General features: G+C 58.2%; 22 protein-coding genes and 1 other RNA gene. 3 read left to right on the top strand and 20 right to left on the bottom strand.

Going from position 1 to position 21,059, the window contains the following annotated elements:
• Positions 1-16: 16 nt before the first annotated feature.
• From nagB to chvE, 8 genes are all read right to left on the bottom strand, one after another.
• Complete coding sequence (gene nagB / locus EII11_RS06465) at positions 17-790, bottom strand: glucosamine-6-phosphate deaminase (protein WP_124870376.1); 774 nt, start codon at positions 788-790, stop codon at positions 17-19.
• Between the two features lie 202 nt (positions 791-992).
• Positions 993-1,274: an HU family DNA-binding protein gene (locus EII11_RS06460; RefSeq protein WP_124870373.1), complete on the bottom strand. Its 282-nt coding sequence runs from the start codon at positions 1,272-1,274 to the stop codon at positions 993-995.
• A 228-nt stretch (positions 1,275-1,502) separates the two neighbouring features.
• On the bottom strand, positions 1,503-3,011 hold the full coding sequence (gene araA / locus EII11_RS06455; RefSeq protein WP_124870370.1) for an L-arabinose isomerase: 1,509 nt from the start codon (positions 3,009-3,011) through the stop codon (positions 1,503-1,505).
• 97 nt (positions 3,012-3,108) lie between these two features.
• The gene (locus tag EII11_RS06450) at positions 3,109-3,819 is read right to left on the bottom strand and encodes an L-ribulose-5-phosphate 4-epimerase (protein ID WP_124870367.1); all 711 of its coding nucleotides are present in this window, start codon (positions 3,817-3,819) and stop codon (positions 3,109-3,111) included.
• A 26-nt stretch (positions 3,820-3,845) separates the two neighbouring features.
• A complete protein-coding gene (locus tag EII11_RS06445; RefSeq protein WP_124870364.1) occupies positions 3,846-4,943 on the bottom strand; it encodes a LacI family DNA-binding transcriptional regulator in 1,098 nt (365 codons plus the stop codon).
• A 119-nt stretch (positions 4,944-5,062) separates the two neighbouring features.
• Entirely contained in the window at positions 5,063-6,241 is a 1,179-nt protein-coding gene (gene mmsB, locus EII11_RS06440; protein WP_124870361.1) for a multiple monosaccharide ABC transporter permease, read from the bottom strand.
• Entirely contained in the window at positions 6,238-7,785 is a 1,548-nt protein-coding gene (gene mmsA / locus EII11_RS06435; RefSeq protein ID WP_124870358.1) for a multiple monosaccharide ABC transporter ATP-binding protein, read from the bottom strand. The genes mmsB and mmsA overlap by 4 nt, the downstream gene beginning before the upstream one ends.
• A 77-nt stretch (positions 7,786-7,862) precedes the next feature.
• The gene (gene chvE / locus EII11_RS06430; RefSeq protein WP_124870356.1) at positions 7,863-9,056 is read right to left on the bottom strand and encodes a multiple monosaccharide ABC transporter substrate-binding protein; all 1,194 of its coding nucleotides are present in this window, start codon (positions 9,054-9,056) and stop codon (positions 7,863-7,865) included.
• A 308-nt stretch (positions 9,057-9,364) separates the two neighbouring features.
• Here chvE and EII11_RS06425 point away from each other — a divergent pair, with 308 nt between their 5' ends.
• Positions 9,365-10,111, top strand: coding sequence for a glutamine amidotransferase (locus EII11_RS06425; protein ID WP_124870353.1), 747 nt, complete (start codon positions 9,365-9,367; stop codon positions 10,109-10,111).
• Between the two features lie 106 nt (positions 10,112-10,217).
• Here the strand turns inward: EII11_RS06425 and EII11_RS06420 are convergent, their stop codons facing one another.
• Positions 10,218-10,571 carry an iron ABC transporter gene (locus tag EII11_RS06420; protein ID WP_124870350.1) on the bottom strand — a complete coding sequence of 118 codons (354 nt, stop codon included), beginning with the start codon at positions 10,569-10,571 and terminating at the stop codon, positions 10,218-10,220.
• A gap of 44 nt (positions 10,572-10,615) precedes the next feature.
• On the bottom strand, positions 10,616-11,602 hold the full coding sequence (locus tag EII11_RS06415) for a S66 family peptidase (RefSeq protein WP_124870347.1): 987 nt from the start codon (positions 11,600-11,602) through the stop codon (positions 10,616-10,618).
• A 218-nt stretch (positions 11,603-11,820) separates the two neighbouring features.
• Between EII11_RS06415 and relB the strand changes: the two genes are divergently transcribed.
• Both relB and EII11_RS06405 read left to right on the top strand, forming a co-directional pair.
• Positions 11,821-12,033 (top strand): type II toxin-antitoxin system RelB family antitoxin, encoded by a 213-nt coding sequence (relB, locus tag EII11_RS06410; protein WP_124870344.1) that lies wholly within the window; start codon positions 11,821-11,823, stop codon positions 12,031-12,033.
• Positions 12,033-12,314 (top strand): type II toxin-antitoxin system RelE family toxin, encoded by a 282-nt coding sequence (locus tag EII11_RS06405; protein WP_124870341.1) that lies wholly within the window; start codon positions 12,033-12,035, stop codon positions 12,312-12,314. The genes relB and EII11_RS06405 overlap by 1 nt, the downstream gene beginning before the upstream one ends.
• A 208-nt stretch (positions 12,315-12,522) precedes the next feature.
• Here EII11_RS06405 and EII11_RS06400 read toward each other — a convergent pair whose 3' ends face one another.
• The 10 genes from EII11_RS06400 to EII11_RS06355 form a co-directional block, all read right to left on the bottom strand.
• The gene (locus tag EII11_RS06400; RefSeq protein ID WP_205649254.1) at positions 12,523-13,392 is read right to left on the bottom strand and encodes an ATP-binding protein; all 870 of its coding nucleotides are present in this window, start codon (positions 13,390-13,392) and stop codon (positions 12,523-12,525) included.
• A gap of 384 nt (positions 13,393-13,776) precedes the next feature.
• Positions 13,777-14,010 (bottom strand): type II toxin-antitoxin system PemK/MazF family toxin, encoded by a 234-nt coding sequence (locus tag EII11_RS11005; RefSeq protein WP_205649253.1) that lies wholly within the window; start codon positions 14,008-14,010, stop codon positions 13,777-13,779.
• Positions 14,011-14,055: 45 nt separating this feature from the next.
• A complete protein-coding gene (locus EII11_RS11000; RefSeq protein ID WP_124870336.1) occupies positions 14,056-14,232 on the bottom strand; it encodes a ribbon-helix-helix domain-containing protein in 177 nt (58 codons plus the stop codon).
• Between the two features lie 100 nt (positions 14,233-14,332).
• Entirely contained in the window at positions 14,333-15,019 is a 687-nt protein-coding gene (locus tag EII11_RS06385; RefSeq protein ID WP_124870333.1) for an alpha/beta fold hydrolase, read from the bottom strand.
• A gap of 58 nt (positions 15,020-15,077) precedes the next feature.
• Complete coding sequence (locus EII11_RS06380; protein WP_124870330.1) at positions 15,078-16,295, bottom strand: type II toxin-antitoxin system HipA family toxin; 1,218 nt, start codon at positions 16,293-16,295, stop codon at positions 15,078-15,080.
• Complete coding sequence (locus EII11_RS06375; protein WP_205649252.1) at positions 16,288-16,509, bottom strand: helix-turn-helix domain-containing protein; 222 nt, start codon at positions 16,507-16,509, stop codon at positions 16,288-16,290. The genes EII11_RS06380 and EII11_RS06375 overlap by 8 nt, the downstream gene beginning before the upstream one ends.
• A 306-nt stretch (positions 16,510-16,815) precedes the next feature.
• Positions 16,816-17,192, bottom strand: a transfer-messenger RNA (tmRNA) gene (gene ssrA / locus EII11_RS06370).
• 237 nt (positions 17,193-17,429) lie between these two features.
• Entirely contained in the window at positions 17,430-19,289 is a 1,860-nt protein-coding gene (locus EII11_RS06365; protein WP_240623091.1) for a cytochrome c biogenesis protein CcdA, read from the bottom strand.
• Positions 19,290-19,323: 34 nt separating this feature from the next.
• Positions 19,324-20,406, bottom strand: coding sequence for an anti-sigma factor (locus tag EII11_RS06360; protein WP_124870321.1), 1,083 nt, complete (start codon positions 20,404-20,406; stop codon positions 19,324-19,326).
• Entirely contained in the window at positions 20,403-20,966 is a 564-nt protein-coding gene (locus EII11_RS06355; RefSeq protein ID WP_124870318.1) for a sigma-70 family RNA polymerase sigma factor, read from the bottom strand. Before EII11_RS06355 ends, EII11_RS06360 begins: the two co-directional genes overlap by 4 nt.
• Positions 20,967-21,059: the final 93 nt, after the last annotated feature.

Raw genomic sequence — 21,059 nt, 5'->3', positions numbered from 1 at the left:
TCTGCGCGGTGACGTGTCAGAGGGATTCCTTTTCCCAGACCTCGCGGTAGAAGTCCTTGAGTTCAAGCAGGGATGCAGCAGCCTCGTCCAGCAGGACCGTGGTGTTGTCGTGCATCTGCAAGATGGTGGCGGGCCAGCGGGCCGAAATGCCACCCTCGATGAGTTCCTTGACGGCCTCAGCCTTACCAGCGCCGGTGACGATCATGAGGTTCTCGCGAGCATCCATGATGGTACCCAGGCCCTGCGTGACGCAGTGAGTGGGGACGTCGTCAATGTTGCCCTCGAAGAAGCGAGCATTGTCGCGGCGAGTCTGCTCAGTCAGGACGCCAACGTGGGTGCGGGAGGTCAGGGAGCCGCCCGGCTCGTTGAAGCCAATATGACCGTCAGAGCCAATACCCAGCACCTGCAAGTCGATACCGCCAGCATCCTTAATTGCCTGGTCGTAGGCGGCAGCACCTGCATGCAAATCTTCACACCAGCCGTCGGGGCCATGCGCCGCGCCTTCAGCCATATCGAGGTGGTCAACGAGGTTGCGGTGAATGAAGTTGGCGTAGCCCTCGTAGTGGTCCTTGGGTAGGCCAACGTATTCATCAAGGTTGAAGGAACGAACCTGAGCGAAGGAGATGCGTCCGGCCTTGAAACGCTCAATAAGTTCAGCGTAGAGAGGAAGAGGTGAAGAGCCCGTAGCCAAGCCGAGGACGAAGTCAGGCTTGCGGCGGTACAGCGCCTCGATCTGGTCAGCGGCAACGCGAGCAATTTCATGCTCGTTGGGAAGGATTGCGACCTTCATAGTGTTTGCTCCTCATCCTTGTGGATCCATGTCACTGTCAACGTGACGTCTACACAGTGTACTCACCACTCAGTGTAGTCATCAGACAAATTTTTGGGAACCCGCTTAGGTTCACCGTTGCTCAACACGAGTGGGTAAGAAAAGAAAACGGAGGGCGGGCGCTTGTGCGCCCGCCCTCCTGAGACTCATCAGAGGCTCATTGTCACTTAGCAACAGCCTTCTTCAGGGTGGAGCCAGCGGAGATCTTCACGCCGTAGCCAGCGGGGATCTGGATTTCTTCGCCGGTGCGGGGGTTGCGGCCGGTGCGAGCTGCGCGCTCAACACGCTCCACGGAGAGCAGGCCGGTGACCTTGACAGCTTCGCCCTTAGCGAGGGACTCAACGAGAACCTTCTGGAAAGCGGACAGGGCTGCGTCAGCCTGAACCTTGGTCAGACCAGCCTCTTCGGCGATGGCGGCAACAAGCTCGGTGCGGTTGACAGACATTGGATACCTCTTCTGATTCGGTACAAGATTCGGAACCTCGTGCGAGGTCATAGGGAAACACTACGGAATAACAGGCAGTTTTGTCAGGTTGAATCGGCGTTTCTTCAGGATTTCTCACGTTTTGCCGAGGTTTGGGGGTGCTTTTTCAGGAAAAGCACCCCCAAAACGAAACATTTTCAACAAGCTGACCGCTTAGTCAGAAGCCTCAGAAAACCTGCCCGACGCCCCTCACAAGCCTTCCGCAAGACGGTAGTACACCTGATTCCACCGCAGACGATCAGCAAAGCTTCGCGTGGTGGTGTCCTTGTCGATCACCACCAGCTCCATCCCCGCGATCGACGCGAACGTCTCCCACTCGGCCACACCCACCTGCGTCGTCATTGCCGTATGATGTGCGCCACCTGCCGTCAGCCACGACTCAATGGAGGTCTCCATAGAGGGTTCAGGCACCCACATTGCACGAGCCACCGGCAACTTCGGCATATCATGAGGCGGCTCCACCACATTCACAACATTGGCAGTCAGACGGAAACGGTCACGCATATCCGCAAGAGCCACCACCATGCCAGGACCAGCATCAGCGTTAAACACCATGCGCACCGGGTCCTCACGGTCGCCAATGCCCAGCGGATGAATCTCAATACGGACCTTACCTGCCGTCAAGCTCGGGCAGATCTCCAGCATGTGCGCGCCCAGAATCATCTCCTGACCAGGCACCAGGTTATAGGTGTAGTCCTCCATCAACGACGCGCCACCGGGCAGGCCCTCACCCATCACCTTGGCCACCCTCACCAGCAGGGCCGTCTTCCAGTCGCCCTCGGCACCAAAGCCGTAGCCTTCAGCCATGAGGCGCTGAACAGCCAGACCTGGTAGCTGCTTCAAACCACCCAGGTCTTCAAAGTTCGTGGTGAAAGCACTTGCCCGACGCTCTTCCAAGAAGGATCGAATAGCGATCTCCTGACGGGCCGCATAACGCAAGGAGTCGTGACGCTCAGCGCCCGCGCGCAGCTCCTCAGCCACGTCGTAATGCTCCTCATACAGCGCAACCAAAGCATCCACGGCGGCCTCGTCAACCGCGTCAACGGCGGCAACCAGATCATTGACGCCCCAGGTGTTAATCGACACGCCCAAGCGCCGTTCGGCCTCGGTCTTATCCCCCTCAGTGACGGCAACATTGCGCATATTGTCGCCAAAGCGCACAATACGCATCTCGTGGGCGGCCGCCCAACCTGCCGCTGCCCGCATCCACGAGGCCACCCGCGCGGTCACATGAGGGTGGGAGGCGTGGCCAACAACCGTGGTGCGGGAAACCCCAAGTCGAGTAAGGATGTAGGCGTACTCGCGATCCCCGTGAGCAGCCTGGTTAAGGTTCATGAAGTCCATATCGATGGAATCCCACGGGATCTCAACATTGGCTTGCGTAGCCAAGTGCAGCAAAGGCTTCGAGAGGACCTCCATCCCTCGAATCCACATCTTGGCAGGGCTGAAGGTGTGCATCCAGGAGATCACGCCAATGACGTTATCGTCGGTGGAGGCATCCAACATGGCGCGGCGGATCGCGTCAGAGTCCTTCAGCACAGGCTTCCACACAACAGGAACGGGCAGCACACCCGAATCGTTGAGCAGACGCACAACCTCTTGAGATTGCTCGGCGACTTGACGGAGAGTTTCCTCGCCGTACAGGTCCTGGCTGCCGGTGTAGAACCAAACCTCGCGGCCTTCGTAAAAGTTTTTCATTGGGATCTCCTATTTGTGGGGCTCCTGCGCCCCCTATCGACTGCTGTGGGGAAAGCCCGCTCATCTGGGCAGTGCTCTGGGAACGGGCTCAGCGGGCCTACTGGCCGTAAACGTTCTGGTAGCGGGCATACAGGCTCTCAATGGCCTCTTGAGGAATCGGGATCAGGTCGCCCCCCTGGCGGGCAATATGCACAGTCCGAGCGACCTCTTCGACCATGACAGCAGCCTTGACCGCGGCGCGGGCATCCTTACCGATCGTGAAGGGGCCGTGGTTTTGCATGAGCACTGCAGGGCTGGGGTGGTCCTTCAGAGTATCCACAATGCCTTTACCGATAGAGTCATCCCCGATGAGGGCGAAGGGGCCAACAGGGATGTCTCCGCCGAACTCATCACCCATCATCGTCAGCACACAGGGAATGGCCTCGCCCCGGGCTGCCCACGCAGTCGCGTACGTCGAATGGGTGTGTACCACTCCCCCGATGTGGGGCATGTGCCGGTAGACGTAGGCGTGAGCGGCAGTATCGGAGGAGGGCTTCCCCTCGCCCTGGATCAGCTCACCATTGAGGTCACAGACCACCATCGCCTCGGCGCTCAAATCGTCGTAGGACACACCAGAGGGTTTGATGACGAGCAAATCCTGAGAACCATCAGCGGCCTCCCCTCGGATTCGTTGGGAAACATTACCGGCCGTCCACACAACCAGCTCCCAGCGAGGCAGTTCCGCATGAAGGTCGGCAACGAGTTCGCGCGTGCGGTGAACCTCCTGCGCAAATTCAGGGGTCCAGCTAGCAGGATTACGATGATCCATGAGTTCGTCCTTGAAACCAGTAGAGACTATTCCTTGCTAAGGATACCCGGCCTGCCCGCTCCGTCACAGGCCAGAGTAGGAACTTCAGTGAGGGGGTGCGCTCGAGCCCTTGCAGTTGAGTCCCGAAGGATTAACTCCACCGGAATCGTACGAGCTGAAGCCTCGCCCTTATCAATACATTCAAGTGCCAGCTCCACTAGAGCTTTCCCCACGGCAGCGAAATCCTGACGAACGGTTGTCAGTGCCGGCGTCAAAAAAGGCGAGGTCGGAGTGTCGTCAACCCCCACGACACTGACATCCTCGGGGACGCGGATGCCTCGTAACTGTAAAGCGTGGATGGCTCCCAACGCTAGATCGTCACTGGCAGCAAAAAAAGCGGTCGGCATTGAGGCCACGGGCAGCTCCATCACAGCCTCACACGCCGAGTGGGCCGCCCAAGAGTTCGTGGGAATCACCCAGGGGGTTAAACCAGCAGCCCACATTTCATGCCGGTAACATTCCTCGCGTTCACGCGACTCGTACCACCCATCACGGCCTCGCAAATGAGCAATACGTTCATGCCCCAGTTGCCGCAGATGGGCAAGAAGCGCGCGGATTCCCGGAATGTGATCGAGTGTGGCGGTAGGTGTTCCCAGGCGGCGGCCCATCGTGGGTGACATTACGGAGACAACCGGTATCGGCGTATCAAAATGCTCAAGGTCAAGAAGAATCGACTCAAGAGGTTCAATCACGATGATCGCCTCCACTGAAAGACTTGAGAAACGTCCGATAGCGTCGCTAAGAGTCTCAGTGGTGAACTCCTCAAGTGGCGATAAGATCGTTAAAAAGCCCTGATCGTGGGCAGCAAGCTCAACGCCGAGCTGCATGGAAGTAGGACCGAAGTAGCTTTGTGCGGGGCTGATAATACCCAGCAGACCCGACCGTTGGGTAACAAGGGCGCGAGCAGCCGAATTAGGACGATACCCCAAGGTTTTAATGGCAGCAAGGACACGCTCGCGTGTTTCTGGAGCGACGACACCCACGCCGTTGATGACTCGCGAAACAGTTTGGTGAGAGACTTTGGCGAGCTCCGCGACGTCACGCATGCGGGCACGACGATGCGGAGATGATGGCAATGCATCCATGTCTTTTAAGGCCCCTCACAATCGACCAGGTAAAACGAAGGCGCGGCGGCTGCAATACTCCGTATCGAACCGCCGCGCCTTCACTGAGACGGGCTGAAATAAGACGCCCTCAGCGACAATCAGGCAAGGGAGCCTGCGCGACGCTTGTTGTAGACGTCGAAAGCAACAGCGAGCAGAAGCACTGCGCCCTTGACGATCTGCTGGGTCGAGGTCGATGCGCCCATGAGCTGCATACCGTTCGACATGACGGCCATAATCAGACCACCGATCATGGCACCAGCAATGCGACCCACACCGCCGGTGGTGGAAGCACCACCGATGAAGCAGGCGGCAATGGCGTCAAGCTCGAACATGTTGCCAGCGGAGGGCTGCGCGCCGTTCATACGAGCGGAGTAAACAACGCCCGCAATAGCGGCCAGGAAGCCCATGTTGACGTACACCCAGAAGGACACGCCTCGCACGTTGATACCCGACAGGCGAGCAGCCGACTTATTACCACCAATGGCGTAAACATTACGGCCAAAGACAGTGGACTGGCTGATGGTGCCGTAAATGAGGATCAGCAGTGCCAGGAGAATCAGAACGATGGGCAGGCCTCGTGCCGACGCAAGCTGGAATGCGAAAAGCATGACAACGACGGCAACGGCAACGAGCTTCGTAATGAAGATCCACAGTGCTTCAACAGCCTGGTTGTATTCGACAGAGGCCATACGCTGACGCCACTGCTGGACGGCGAAGCCCACGACGGCGATAGCGAAGATCACCAGCGTGAAGACGTCATATCCCGGGCCACCTAACAGCCCGTTCAAGAAGCCGTTGGCAATGTTGAAGTATTCCTTGGGGAAGGGGGAAACCGACACGTTGCTCAGCACGTTGAAGGTCAGACCACGGAAAAGGAGCATGCCAGCCAGAGTGACGATGAAGCCCGGGATGCCCATGTAGGCAACCCAGAAACCCTGGAACGCACCAATGGCGATACCCAAAGCGAGAGCAGCCAAAACGCCCATCCACCACGGGTAGCCCATCTTGACGACGAGCACTGCCGAGAGCGCACCCGTGACTGCCACAATCGAACCGACGGACAGGTCAATCTGACCAAGGACAATGACAAAGAGCATGCCAATCGCCAGGATCAGAATGTAAGAGTACTGCAGGACGATATTCGTCAGGTTAATCGGGCTAAGGAACGCCGGGTTAAGTGCCGCGAAGAGAATAACAATCGCAACGAAGGCGATAAAGATACCGCCCTGGCGAATGTTTGCGCGGATGAGTTCTTTGAGAGAGATGGTATCGGTCACTGGTCGGACTCCCTTGTCGGCTCAATGGTCATAAGTTCCATGAGCTTTTCTTGAGTGGCTTCGGCTACCGGCATTTCGCCGGTAATACGCCCGTAGGCCAGGGTGTAGATGCGGTCTGAAATACCCAGGATTTCCTCAAGTTCGGAGGAAATGACGATGACAGCCTTGCCCTGTTCCACCATCTTGTTAATGAGGGTGTAAATCTCGAACTTGGCGCCCACGTCGATACCGCGTGTGGGCTCGTCAAGGATAAGAACGTCTGCGTCGGTGTAGAGCCACTTCGAGAGAACAACCTTTTGCTGGTTGCCACCCGAAAGTGAGCCCGCTTGCTGCAGCACAGAGGAAGCACGAATATTCATTGCGTCCTTGTATCCAACAGCAACTGCAAGCTCTTCATGGGCGTTAACGAAGCCTCTCCGGGAGAGCTTGAAAAGTCCTGCGGTGGCGACGTTATGGCGGATGTCGTCAATGAGGTTCAGGCCGTAGGTCTTGCGGTCTTCTGTAGCGTAAGCGATGCCGTGTTCAACGGCCTCGGAAACGCTATGTACCTTGATCTCCTTGCCTTCCTTATACAGGCGACCGCTAATGTCGCGGCCCCAGGAGCGACCGAAGATACTCATGGCAAGTTCGGTGCGTCCGGCACCCATCAGGCCTGCAATGCCGACAACTTCACCGTGGCGGACGTTAAAGGATGCGTCCTTAATGACGAGGCGGCCCGCTTGGGACGGATGGTAGACGGTCCAATCCTCAACGCGGAAGATTTCTTCCCCAATATTGGATTCACGGCTGGGGTAACGCTGCGAGAGTTCACGACCCACCATGAGGGAAATGATCTTATTCTGCGTGGAGGCAGGATCCTTCATGTCGATAGTCTCAATGGTCTGACCATCGCGAAGTATCGTTGTGCGGTCAGCGATGGCCGCAATCTCGTTGAGCTTGTGCGAGATGATGACGATGCTGACACCTTGGTCGCGCAGGCCTCGAACGATGTCGAGGAGCGCTGCGGAGTCATTGTCATTCAACGCTGCGGTGGGCTCATCAAGGATCAGGAGTTTGACGTCCTTTGCCAGAGCCTTACCGATCTCGATGAGCTGTTGCTTGCCGACGCCGAGCTGGCCAACAGGGGTCTTCACATTGTCGTGAAGACCAACGGTTGCCAGAAGTTCCTGAGCGCGGTGATTGACGGCATTCCAGTCAATGAGGCCCGCGCGCGTGGGCTTTTCGGTGCCGAGGAAGAGGTTTTCTGCCACTGACAGGTAGGGAATAAGGGCAAGCTCTTGGTGGATGATGCCGATACCTGCAGCTTCAGATTCCTTAATGGAGGAGAACTTTTGTTCTTCGCCGTCAAAGATGATGCTGCCGCCGTACTGGCCGTGAGGATACACGCCCGACAGGACCTTCATCAGGGTGGATTTGCCTGCGCCGTTTTCACCGCACAGTGCGTGGATTTCTCCTCGACGGACCTCTAAGTTGACGTGCTTGAGCACTTGGACGCCGGAGAAGGACTTATCAATGTCACGCATCTCCAGAATATTGGACGTCATGTCACTTCCGTTCCGCTGGACTGATTGGACTGAAAAGGGTGGGTGCGCTCGATTCGGAGCGCACCCACCCTCACTGATTACTCAGCGAGGCCTGCAGCGACCTCTTCAGCCGTGTAGTAGCCCGAGCCGATGATGATGGGCTCGATGTCTTCCTTGTAGATGGTCTGGACATCCAGGAGGTACGAGGGAACAACCTTCACACCGTTGTCGTAGGTGGTGGAGTCGTTAACCTCGGGCTCCTTGCCCTTACCGAGAGCCTCAACGGCCTTCACAGCCTGCTTGGCGAGGGTACGGGTGTCCTTGAAGATGGTGGACTGCTGGATGCCATCGTTGATGAGCTTAACGGAGGCAATTTCAGCGTCCTGGCCGGTGACGACGGGCAGGCCCTTGTCGAGGCCGGGGCCGTAGCCAGCACCCTGGAGGGCGGTGATGATGCCGCGGGAGATGCCATCGTAGGGAGAGAGCACGCCTGCGAGAGGCTCAGAGCCGCCACCGTAGTTGGAGGTGAGGATGTCTTCCATACGCTTCTGAGCGGCTTCCTGCGACCAGCGCAGGGTAGCGACCTGGTCGATGGTGGTCTGGCCGGACTTCACAACGAGAACACCCTTTTCGATGAAGGGGTTGAGGGTGTCGAATGCACCGTCGTAGAAGAAGTGGGAGTTGTTGTCGTCAAGGGAGCCTGCGAAAAGCTCGATGTTGAGCGGGCCCTTGGGGGCATCAGCCTTTTCGTTGCCGTCCTTGTCGACAAGGCCCAGGCCCACGAGGAGTGCGTTAGCCTGTGCGACGCCAACCTTGTAGTTGTCGAAGGAGACGTAGTGGCTGACGTTTTCATTGTCGCGGATGAGGCGGTCGTAGGACACGACAGGGATGCCTGCAGCGCCTGCGGTGTCCAACTGGGAGGACAGTGCAGTGCCGTCGATAGCTGCGATGACGAGGACCTTAGCGCCAGAGGTGATCATCTGGTCGACCTGCTGGGTCTGGGTGGGGATGTCGTCGTTGGCGAACTGGAGGTCAACCTCGAAGCCTGCTTCTTCCAGGCCCTTCTTGACGGCTTCGCCGTCGGCGATCCAACGCTCAGAGGTCTGGGTGGGCATTGCCACGCCAACCTTGATGACCTCGCCGTCGCCAGCAGGAGCCGGCGCTGCACCGGATTCTGCTGCGCCGCCTGCGCCTGCACCGCCGCCGGAGCATGCCGTGAGGGTCAGTGCCGCTGCTGCAAACACGGCTGCGAAGCCTGTTGCGCGCTTCCCGAAGGGGTGACGAATGTTCATTGATTTTCTCCTAGGTGATGGCCGACTGCTATGTCGGACTCACTACAGCTATGTAGCGAGGTGATTGCTCACAAAGACGATGTTAACGTTCACCCTCGGGTTAAACATAATTCGACAGATCACCTTTTGGTAACAAAGTATTTCCTCCAGACCTCCTCCCCGTGACCGAACGTTCCCCTCATGATTTGCCCCGCCCCAAAGGCACTGCCAATTCAGCAGCACTACAGTGAGTCCTATCCACTTTTTGGATGCCACACTGCGTCAGTAGTAGACGCACGAAACTCACGGCACACGCGAAGGAAAGTTCAATGGCGAAAGTTCTTCTTGCGGGCGAATCCTGGGTGAGCGACACCGTTGACCACAAAGGTTTCGACCCCTTCCCCCACACCCACATCCACATCGGCTGCGCGGAGTTCCTCGCAGCCCTACGCGCAGGCGGACACGAGGTCACGCATCTGCGCTCCCACGACGCAGGCACTGATTTCCCCTTCAGCATTGAGGAACTCAATGCCTACGACGTTGTCATCCTGTCCGACATCGGCGCCAATACACTGCTACTCCCACCGGAAGTTTTCGAGCAGGGACAGCGCCGCCCTAACCGCCTTAAAGTCCTGCGCGAATGGGTGCATGCCGGCGGCGGCCTGATGATGGCAGGCGGATACCTCAGCTTCCAAGGCTTTCGCGCCATGGCCAACTATGCCGGGACTCCCCTTGAGGACGCGCTGCCAGTGTCACTCTCACGCTGGGACGATCGCATCGAAACCCCAGAGGGCGCCCACGGTCACCTGAGCGGCATTGCTCATCCCATCACGGACGGCCTCGATAAACAATGGCCCTACCTGCTGGGCTACCAACGGCTCACACCCGACGCTGACGCGACCATCCTCGCCACTATCGAAGGCGACCCACTGCTGGCGGTTAAGGAGTACGGACGCGGCCGTTCGGCCGCCTACGCCACCGATATTTCCCCACACTGGGCACCACGCGAGTTCATGGAATGGCCCGGCTACCAGCAGCTTTTCTGTGCCCTAGTGAGCTGGTTGGCGCAGGAGTAGGCGCGTGCGCACGATTGTGGTCGCACCTGGTGGGAGAAGTCGCCCTTGGTGGCGGAAAAGGAGCCATTTTTGCCCTGTTTTTCGCCACCAGGTGCGACCACACTACTTAGCGCGTCGTGCGGCCTTTGTCAACGAGGGATGCGACGCCATTCGCGAGCAGCGCCAAGATCGAGTAGGCCGCCCCGTAAATCAGCGCCGAATCATTAAAGAAGACGTACATTGACGGCAGGAACGCGACAAAAGGCGCCAGTAACCACAGCAGACTAAAGCCTTCGGCAAGCCCATCCCAGACGGCCAGAACAATCACGATCGCTGGGAAGAAAACAAACAGGGTGGCAATTAATGCCGACGTGCTCTGGTACGGATCAGGTGTCAGAGCCGCAATCACCAGCGGGACAGCGAAAAAGACTGCCGCAAGCAGCGCGATACGCAACCATGTACTTTTTGTGCTCCACCTCATCAATCAATGGTGGCAGGTCTTGGCGTTGGGCGCTAGGGCAGCACCTACTCCAGCAAGGTAACGGTCTGCTCGTCGGCGTTGAGGTGGACCTGCCCGCCGATGGGCAAGGTGAGCATCGGATGGGTATGGCAGCAGTCGTAATCGGCGAGGATCGGGAATGCGCCTTCACCGTCGAGGACCTCAAGGAGGACATCACTCGGACTACGTCCTGTTCCGGCGTCGTCAAAAAGCTCATGCTTACCCAGGATGAGGCCACCGATTGTGTCGAACACATTCGAGCATTTAAGTAGCGCGAAGAGCCTTTCAACCGTGGCAATATCCTTCATAGAGTCTTCAATGAGCAGTATGTCACCCTCGCGAATCTGGGGCATATACGGGGTGTTCCAGATGGCCGACATGGTGTTGAGGTTGCCGCCAATCAGACGCCCCTGAGCTGAGCCTGGACGCAATGTGCGCAGTTGGTTTGGTTGACAGGTTTTAGCTCGGTCCTGCGTCAACCATGGGATTCTCTCCTCTGTCCATTCGTGCGGGTTGGGCAGAGTCAGAGGGCGTGGCGAGTCATCTCCGATCGCGTCCATCATGCGTTCAAAGGTCACATCCACCAGGGGTGGGAATTCTCCAAAGGAGGCGACCATGGCGGGCCCATAGTAGGTCGTCACCCCTGTTTTCGCGTAGAGAGCCAAGAGAATTGCGGTCACATCGGACGTTCCGATCACCACCTTGGGGTCGTCCGCGAATGCCTCGTAATCCAGGTAAGGCAGCAGCGAATTTGAATTTGTCCCGCCAATGGAGGACATCATGCAACGAACCTCAGGATCGCGGATCAGGGCGTTGACTTCATCAACGCGTTCACGGATTGTGCCCGAACGGTAGTGGTCACTCTTTCCAGTGAGCGTCCCCTCAACGACAGTGAAGCCGCGTGAAACGAGGTAGTCGCGGCCACGCTCATAGCGCACAGGCACTTCAGCGGTAATGGGGTACGAGGGCGAGAATACGGCGATCGTTTCGCCACTACGCAAGGTCGGTCGCATGGTGACTATCTTGGCAGATTCTCCAGAAGGAAGATGTGAACGCTGATCAGCGGAGTCGTCAATATCAATGTTTTCTGCCGCCCCATGAGAACGAGACGAGTGTTTACTCGTCCACGACGTTTAGCCACCAAGGTTCCCTTCGGGATCCCAAAGCATGAATTCTTGCAGACGTGGAGCCCATGAATACAATGTATTCATGAGGCGATGAAGGAGTTAGCATGCCGACAATGACGATCCGCATGAAAGCAGAAGATGCCGAGCTCGTGCGAAAGTTTGCGGAATTTGAAGGAATGACGATCTCTGACTTTGCACGCTCGGCGATCCTGGAGAAAATCGAAGACTCATACGATCTTGAGGAGCTTCGGCGAGCGATCGCAGAAGATCAGGGCGAGCGTTTCAGCATCAATGAGATTCTTGAGGAGCTCGCCTAGTGGCTTCAAAACCTGTCGCGTACCGCGTCGAGTTGACGGCGAAGGCACGCAAGCAGCTCAAGAAGATGGACCGCTTCGACGCAAGGATTCTTGCTACGTGGATCCGAGACAATCTTGAAGGATGCCTCAATCCTCGTGCTTTAGGCAAAGGACTGACCGCCAATCACTCCGGAGAATGGCGATATCGCGTGGGCTCATATCGCATCCTCGCAGTCATTCATGACGATGTTGTCACCATCGAAGTATTTTCAATTGGGCGCCGCGACACTATCTACCGATAGCTCGCCTCCAGATGAACGAGTCGCTTCTTCGCATGTCGCATGTCGGCTCCCCCCGCCGACCGATTCAAGAAGACTCTGCAGCTGAAGATACTGCTGATCCCCGCGCTGGTGAGCTAATCACGTGAACGTACGCTACCCGCAACGAAGCGTGAGCGAGCCGTCCAGAATATTGCTCCTTTTAAACCTCACCCCGCTGCTACCTCCATCACTACTGCGTCAATGCAGTGAATGCAACGACATGCACACCGTCTTTTCGTTGATAGGAAGGCCCCGTAGCGGTGATCACGACGAGCTCGGGGGGATATTCATAGCCACGGAAGTCAAGCTGCCTCTCGAAGCGCTTGAGCGAGGCCGCTGCCTCTTCAATAGTTTCGTCGGACGAGCCAAGTTTGACTTCAATGAGCGCCCAACGCCCATCACCTCGCTCAACGACAAGATCCACCTTGCAGCCTACTGAGTCTCGCGCGTGCGAGATGAGAGCGCCCCTGCCCATCAAGGCGCAAATGTCGTGGTAAACCTGTGACTCGAAGAGCTGGCCAGCAAAGCCGAGGTCTCGCAGGATCTGTTGCGGTGTCGCGCGCAGCAAAGCGACCGCAAGCGCTGGATCGGCAAGGTGACGCTTGGGTGCCTTTCTCAGAGTTGCCGTCGAACGTAGGTGCGCTGACCATGCGGGCTGCTCAACATGAATGAAAATTCTGGAGAGTGCATCGAGATAGTCCCGCACAGTATCACGACTCAAACCTGTGTCAGCCGCAAGGGTGCTGACAGTAATCTCAGTACCGATTCCTCTACTGAGAGAGCGAAGCAAGGTGGACACCTTAGTCGAGTCACGGAAGGTTCGGTCAGGAGTCCTTACGTCAACGGCCGAAACATCTGCTGCGTAATCGATGATGCTCTCGCGAGCGTCTTCATTGCTGAGATTAAGATATGCGGGCCATCCCCCTTGAGTCATTCGCTCAATTACTTCAAGGACGGAGAAGTCGGGGGCAGCCAGCAAAATGTCCTGCCCGTCAAGCAAGCCGTTGAAGAAGGCTTCTGCGGTGGAGTGCTTCGTTTCAGCAAAGGTCATTGTCGACATGCGAAGACGCGCAAAACGTCCGGCTCCAGAATGCCTTGCAGCATCTTCAGAAGGGGCGGTTGAGCCCGTCAGAATGAAAGCGCCCTTGTCTCGACTGCTGTCCACCTCTCGCCGGACCCCGACGAGGCGAGTCGCCATTTTAGAGAAAGTAAAGTCGTCACTTTAGAACATTTCTAGTCGTCAATTTAGAGCCGATTGAGTCGTCACTTTAGACACCTACAACTCCCACACCGTCTTCTGCATGAGGTCGGACTCGACGAAATCGCACCTGTCAAAGATCAAGGTGTAGGCGAAGAGCTTCATCTAATTGAAGCATCGCGGCGAAGGCGAGAAAACCGATGTAGTCACCGAGGCGGCGACTGGCACGGTTCTTATCTCTTCGGTTTAAGCTTTGGAGTCACGATTCAGTCTGGATTCTTCTGCAGGGATCGGCACATGAAACGGAGCAACAAAAGTAACGATCGTCATGAGCGGCACGACCCTCACTGTTCCTCGGCCTGTTTCCTGCACCGCGTTATTCGCACCCTCCCTGCTGACAATTACCGCCGGTCGCCTCGTATTGGCTTCACTGCCACGAAACGGCTCGAAATCTCCCCAGTAGACATCCCCGCGCCTCACGCGATGCCATCTCCAGCAGCGGCCTCCCACATCACCTTCTCTGATTCATCCTGCCATTCCTGCATGGCGCGAAGATAAGCCTCCCGCGAATCCGGGGTGACGTATTGGCTGACAGCAGTCTGAAATGGCAGCCGAGCGCGAATGAATGACTCTTTCTTCTATCAGGCGATCCAGGGCCTTCAATATCTCTTCAGGGAGTGTAATGCTCAGCTTTGCAGTCATACAGGAACGCTACTATTGGGGGACTCATGGCGCCTGGGACGGTGGGCGACTTACCAAACCAAGAAGGTTGCAACGCAGGACCACGCCCTCAGCACAGCACTCACCTGAGCTTCTCAGCCACCATGGTCAACGCCTCAGCCAAGCGCTTCGGGCAAGACACCATCGGCCAATGCCCCGATTCCAGATCCATGAGCTCCACCTTCGTGGCTTCCGCCAGCTCAGGAGCACCCCCTCCATCAATAACTTCCTGAGCGACTTCTGGCGAAAACTCTGGACACAGCACGGTCACAGGCAATGAGAATCGGGCAGTGGAGGAAAGAGTCACCATCCCCTTGCTGACGCCTTCTGGGACACCAACCATGCGGCTCTGCATGGCGTCCTTGTCGCTGGCCGACAAATCTGCAGAATCTGGGCCCTCAAAACTCTTCCATCCCGGGAACCTCATCCATCCTTCTTCAGCCTCGAAGAAGTCGGCGTAGGTCGCGCCATCTGTTTCTGGGAAGCCGCCGATAAAGACCACGCCTGACACGCAATCCGGATCTGAGTCAGCGGCCATCCATGCCAACGTGGCCGCCGCAGAATGTCCAACCAGCAGTGGGCGATCAGCGGCAGCAATCTCTCGCTTCACTGCGTCGAGCTGGTCGGCCAAAGTTGCCAGCTTATTCCCATCATCTTGCCCCGGCAGAGAAACTGGGATGCCTCGATGCCCATGCGCAGCCAGTGCTGAAATCACCGGATCCCACACATCGGCAGTTAGCCACAGGCCAGCAATCAACACGATGTCCATGTTCAGTACCCTCTCTTCCGAATCTCTGACATTAAAACGGTGAGCATTCCGTTGCGGATCAGCCCTGACGAAGTCGCTCGATAAATCCGCCAATGTCATCGACCAGGCCAGGATGGGCTCCCGGTAGGGGCACTTCGGCCTCGACAGCTCCGGATAGGTCGGCGAGCATCGTCTCGACACGTGCAGCCGCGTCGGAGATCCCCCACCGCTCACCCTCAGCAACCAGATCGGCGCCCGTCACCGACGCATGCCGGTACACGCCATTCACAGCCAACGCCAGCTCCCCATCTGTAGGCAGATGAGCCTGAGGCACCATGTCGTAGGCCGGAGCCAGTCGGCAGCTGCCGTCCGGCGGATGAAGGACGGACACGTTTTTGGCATGCATATCAAGGTTGCCGACAGCCACTGCCACCACGACTTGTCCGAACAGAGCCTCCACCATCCGCATGCCGCCCGCACCTCTGAAAGCTCGCGCCAGGCGTTCGAGGGTAACTACGCCACCCTCACGCTGATACTTCTGCACGCCGGAAGCCCCAAGCACTTGGTTGCCATCCTCTTGGTGGACACGCCCCTGAGGGGCCAGGGGGTCACGATCATAGCGTTCGATCACCACGGCCGGAATCCCATCGAATTCCTCGACCCATGTGTCGTAACTGGTCAATCCAACGGCTCGTGCCAGTCGCGCACCGTATTCCTCGTCGTAAATGAGCGTCGGATAACGAGCATGAAGAGGCTTGAGAATATGGGTCGAAGGAGCTCCGTCGACCACCCGGCTCCACCCATTGTCATCCCTGCGAGCCAGGACGATCTTGTCCTGGACGCCAGCCAGCGAGGTCTTGCCACCGATCGGTTTGTTTCCCAGCGGTTCCTCCGATACTGCTGCCAGCATGCGAGCCACATCGCTTTGCTTCACAGGCTCATACCGAGGACTCTTGGGTTCGCCGGGCACCTGCGGATCCCAGATCTGGAGAGCTCCTGCCACGTCGCGCCCATACTGGCGGAGCAGAGCGATAACATCATGCTCTGGCACTCCGGCGGTCTGCGCCAGTCGCATTCGCATCCTCCCTTCGGGCAACAGTTCAGCGAAGAAGTTGCGTCGAATGGGTGCTCGCGAACGAGTCGCTCGGACCTGCAAGGGCGCGGAGATCGACATCACCGTTGAGTCGAGGCCGAAATGAATCGCAGCAGTAGGATCCGGAATCAGATCGAAGGTGCGCCAGTCTCCACGCAGCACACCGAGCCGCTGACCGTAAAGCTCAACGACGAGGTCACCCATGGTCGCCCTCCTCTTGAGTAGCACCTTCATCAGTGGGGACAGCGATAGTGACCGTGAGTTCCATGCCGGTCGCCTGCATGGCCGCAAACAACCGATCCATCATGATAGACGGCTTACCGGACTCCAGCTCCCAGATGTACTTCTGAGTGGTGCCGATCTGTTTTGCCAGCTCGCGCTGGGTCAGCCCCGCCACTAAACGCGCTTGTTGCAGCATTCGTCCGAGCGATTCCGGACCCGTCACCTTACCCCGGTACTGCATCGCCCCCCACCTCACTGTGTTGACCACGGGAGAATTGACTTCGATATTGAAGTCATCTTACTTGACTCCAATATTGACGTCAACGGAAGCGATGAACCCACCCCACACCCACTTCTGTCCTATAACCCTGTTCCTGAGAGCACCGAAGCCGCCGAAAACGGGCGCGAAAAAGCCCTGAACCGGAGTGGTTTTCGTTTCGCGGTTGCACGCTCGTTGCACGAGAGGGCTACCTGAAAACATCACCCCAGGTCAGGGCATATTCAGTGGAGATGCGGGGAATCGAACCCCGGTCCGACGGCCGGCCCCGAAGTCTTCTCCGGGCGCAGTCTGCTGTTTTATTTCTCAGCCCCTGACGTCATGCAGACCTGCTGCCAGTAGGCTCAGTCGACTAAGTGTTGAAGCGTGCTCATCGACACGGCACGCGACCAGTGGCTCCCAGAACGACGCCAGACACCAGGCTGGGAGCACCACCTGGGCTGACGGACTAAGGGTTCACGCGGCGATATCAGGCGGCGAGAACGTAGTCGGTGCGATTCTGTTCGGCACCTATTGGTTCGAACGCATCGTTAACGAGTTGAGCGAACATCCTCGGCCCGCTTCCCTTCGATCGACGACCGTCGTCGAAACCGATCATCCCCTATTGAGTTTTTACTCATCCGAACCGTTTCACTCGCGCGAAACTGTCCGGATACATAGGGTACCCCGCCGCCCCTTTGCGCACAAGAGATCAGCGTCTCACGAGGCCGCCAGCGCTTGCTTCCGCGCGCTCCCCCACACCCTCACCCAAAAACACCGCGAGTGGTCGCTTTGAAGCGACCACTCGCGGAAAAGCGCTCAGGCAGGGAGAAAACTGGAATGTCCTCGCTCAGTTTGTTTTAGAACTCCGCCCAGGCGGGGCCTCCCCCACCACAGCGGCCATTGCCGCAGACATTACCCAGAATTTCAAGCTCTTGCAGGCTCACCCCAGCAGGGACAACAACCTCCACAACGCCGCGTTCAGCCTGATCGTGAGCGGCAAGTTGAATGGGGGTAGCTCCACCGTTAAGTGGCACGGTGCTTTCTGACGTGGCGGCCCCGTCAACACTTCGAAGAGTGACCGCCCCCTGGCCAGCAGCCAGCAAGGTCACGTGCGCACCGTAGTAGGACACGCGGATAGTTGCCCCCTCCGATGCTGCACGCATTGACCGGCCCTCGACCTCCCATGAGCCTGACAGCGCGAAGGTGTCAACGCCCTGCTCAGCAGGCAGAGCATACTCGTTCGCCCCCGCACTCAAGCCGCCGCCAACGAAGCCTCGTCCGCCCTCGCTACCCAAGACGGTGTGAGTGGTGCGCGGGCCTGCTTCTTCCTCCTCGGAGGCAAACAGCGGGTCAGGCAGGGTCAGCGAGGGGTCAGCTTCGCGCAGCAGGGTGCGGATGTGGGACTCCAAGGCGCCCTTGCCTCCGTCACCGTACTTGAAGTAACGGTTCTGGCCCTTCATATCCCCCAGGTACAGGGAGGGCCAGTAGTGGTTGTCGTAGGCTGTCCACACCGCCAGGTTCGAGTCCACCGCAACGGGGAAAGTCAGGCCGTATTCTGCGACGGCTGCCTCCACATTGCGCGTCTCTTTTTCAAAGGCGTATTCGGGCGAATGCACACCCACGACGCTCAGGCCCAGCGGGGCGTAGGCCTCGTGCAACTGCTGAATGACGGGCAGCGTGCGCTGACAGTTCACGCAGGAGTACGCCCAAAAATCGACGAGGACGGCTCGCGCGGGTACTCCGGCGCTGGTCACTGTCGTATCGGCGGGGCCAGAGGGCGTGTTCAGCCACGCTACTGCTCCATCCAAAGGCTTCATAGGCCCGCACTCGCCCAACGCGGGTGCTCCGTCAACGCAGGACTCGCCAGTAGTGTCCCCGCCGTGCAACCAGGTGTTGATCCGTGATTGCAGGGAGCCCGTCCAATCGGGCAGGGCGCGCTGCAGCACTGCGGGCACATTGAACACAAGGCCCAGGGCCAGGGCCAGCATAGAAATGCCCGCAATGGTGCGAATCAGACGCTGGCGGGTGCGGAAGGCGGCAATGCGTTCGGTGACGCGACGGCCAGCCAAGGCGAAGAAGAGCAGCGGCACTGCGGTGCCCACAGCGAAGGAGAGAGCCAACGTCACAGTGTCTGCGCCAATCTGCCCGGTCGTGCCAGCAACCGAAACGGCGGCCAACACAGGCCCCGCACAAGGCACATAGGCTGCTCCCAGAACCAGGCCCAGCATAAAACCATTGGAGGGTCGTTGAGTACCAGACGTGCCAAAACGCTGGAAGGGACGTTCAAGGGCCTCCATGACCTGCGGGATCATCATGCCCACGCCAATGAGGGTCAGCAGGACAATACCGGCCCAGCGGATGAAGTCTTGCGGCAGGCCCAGAAGGGACAGCAGGGTCGAACCCAGCAGTGTAAAGATCGTGAAGCTGACAACCAGACCGGCCACCACCAGGTAGGGCCGCCACGGCGACACAGGCCGGAGCGCCACAGAGCCCGCACCCGGCGCCCCCTTAGGGGCAATTACTCCGGGCAGCCCCTTAATAACAAGGCCGCTGCCAGAGGAGGGTGCGCCAATCGCAGCTTCGTGCTCCTGATCCGTTGAGACACGGCTACTTTGAGCCCCGCCGGAGAGGAAAATGACTGGCAAAACAGGCAGAATGCACGGCGAGATACCCGTGATAACACCACCAAGCAGCCCAATAAGTACAAGAGAAAACACCAGATTATTCCTTAAAGATGACGCCCTGGGCGCCCTAAACAGTCACAATGGGAGCTGCTGGCTTTCCAGGCTTAGCAGTGCCATCAGGCTCCACAGCGTCTTTAAGCTCCGCAGCGTCTTTAATCTCCGCAGCGTCTTTAAGCTCCACAGCGTCAACAGCACGAACCCCATCATCTGGCCGCACTCCAGAAGTGCGCCGTATATCGCCTGTATCTTGGCCAGCAGGATTAATATCCGGCGCGGTATCAGGCATAGCTTGCTCTGAGACTCGCAGCACCACCAATGGCTTAGATGTAGGCTGCGTTGATCCCCCTGCAGGTTCTAAGGTAATGAACACTTCCAGGCCAGGTTCGGGCATGGCGTCAATGAACGAAAACACCGCCCCACGGTCGGGAGCATAGGTTCCAGCGGGGGTGACCACGCCGTTCATGCGCTTCCACACCTGCAAGGTCTTCCCTGCGGGGGCCTCCATCTGTGAAGGAAGCGTCAGCGCCGTCATCTCCATATCTGCAGACCATGTCAGGGTGGCAACGTGCCCATCAGCCATGGTGTGTTCAATACGGGCGACGTCTTGCATCTGGTTGAGCTTGGCGTAACTCATGGTCGAATCCATCGAATCCATGGCGCTCCACCGTCCAACTCCCACACCGACTGCCACGAGGGCGAAGGCTGCTGCAACGCGGAGCAATCCCCCCAGGATGCGACGGGGCGTGGAAGGGCGTTGCAGGGGCAGCACCTGCGCGTCGCCCTCGTGAGGGGGACGCGATGAGGTTTCCGCCACCGACCTTGAGGGAGCAGAGCGGCCGGGAAGCGTGTGCACGTGGGCGTTGGCGACATCCATTGCCGACTCGGCGGTGATCGTAGGCTCCGGGATATGTGCCGCGAATTGTTCGGCTCTCAGCATTGCTTCGTCAACTTGGGCGATCGTCTGTGCGGCCGGCTGTGCAGGCTCCTGTGCCCGCGTGCGCACCTGTGCCTGCTCGTGCGCCTGCGGAGTGCGCGTAATCGCCTCAAGGATCTGAGCGCGCAGATGCGCGGGAGGCTCAACGGGAGGTAATGAGGTGCCGAGGATGCCGGCAACCTCAGTGTTGTCGAAAGGGTCAACCTCGTGTGTCATTGTTCCACCCCCAATACTGTTCGTAGTTTCTTAATTCCATCACGGATTCGAGTCTTTGCGGTGCCCACGGGCACACCTTGATATTCGGCAATCTCCACATGGGTCATGCCGGTGAAATATGCCAGTTTGACGGCGGTCTTGTGGGGCTCGCCAATTGCGTCGAGAGCCGCGTTCACCTCAGCACCTGCCAAGCGTTCTTCAACCTGCGCGATTGTGGTGTCACTATCGGGAAGGTAGTTCGTCCATGTGTTTTCACGTTCACGCGCGCGTTGGGAGGAACGGACGCGGTCAATGGCACGACGCCGCGCAATGGTGACCATCCACGCACGCCCACTCCCCTTGTGAGGGTCGAATTGTGGGCAGCGCTGCCAGATTTCCAGAAAGACCTCCTGGAGCACTTCTTCGCTTTGTGCTCGGTCAACGAGGATCTGCAGGATAAGGGCAAAGAGACGCCCTGACCACACATCGTAGAGAGAGGCGAAAGCCTCCTGATCTCCACGTGCGATCCGGCTGAGCATCTCAGCTTCGGTAATGGTCTGGGCATCGTTCACACCTGTCATCGTAGAAGATGGTTTTCTCCTCCCCCACCCCAGGGAGGGGATGGGGGAGGAAGATCACGCCCGGAGTGAGCGTATTGATTGAGGTGCCGATTC

The organism is Schaalia canis (assembly GCF_003858455.1).
In the GTDB taxonomy this organism is placed as follows: domain Bacteria; phylum Actinomycetota; class Actinomycetes; order Actinomycetales; family Actinomycetaceae; genus Pauljensenia; species Pauljensenia canis.
Note: the sequence above shows the minus strand (reverse complement) of the source record. Positions and strands in the feature narration are given on the sequence as shown.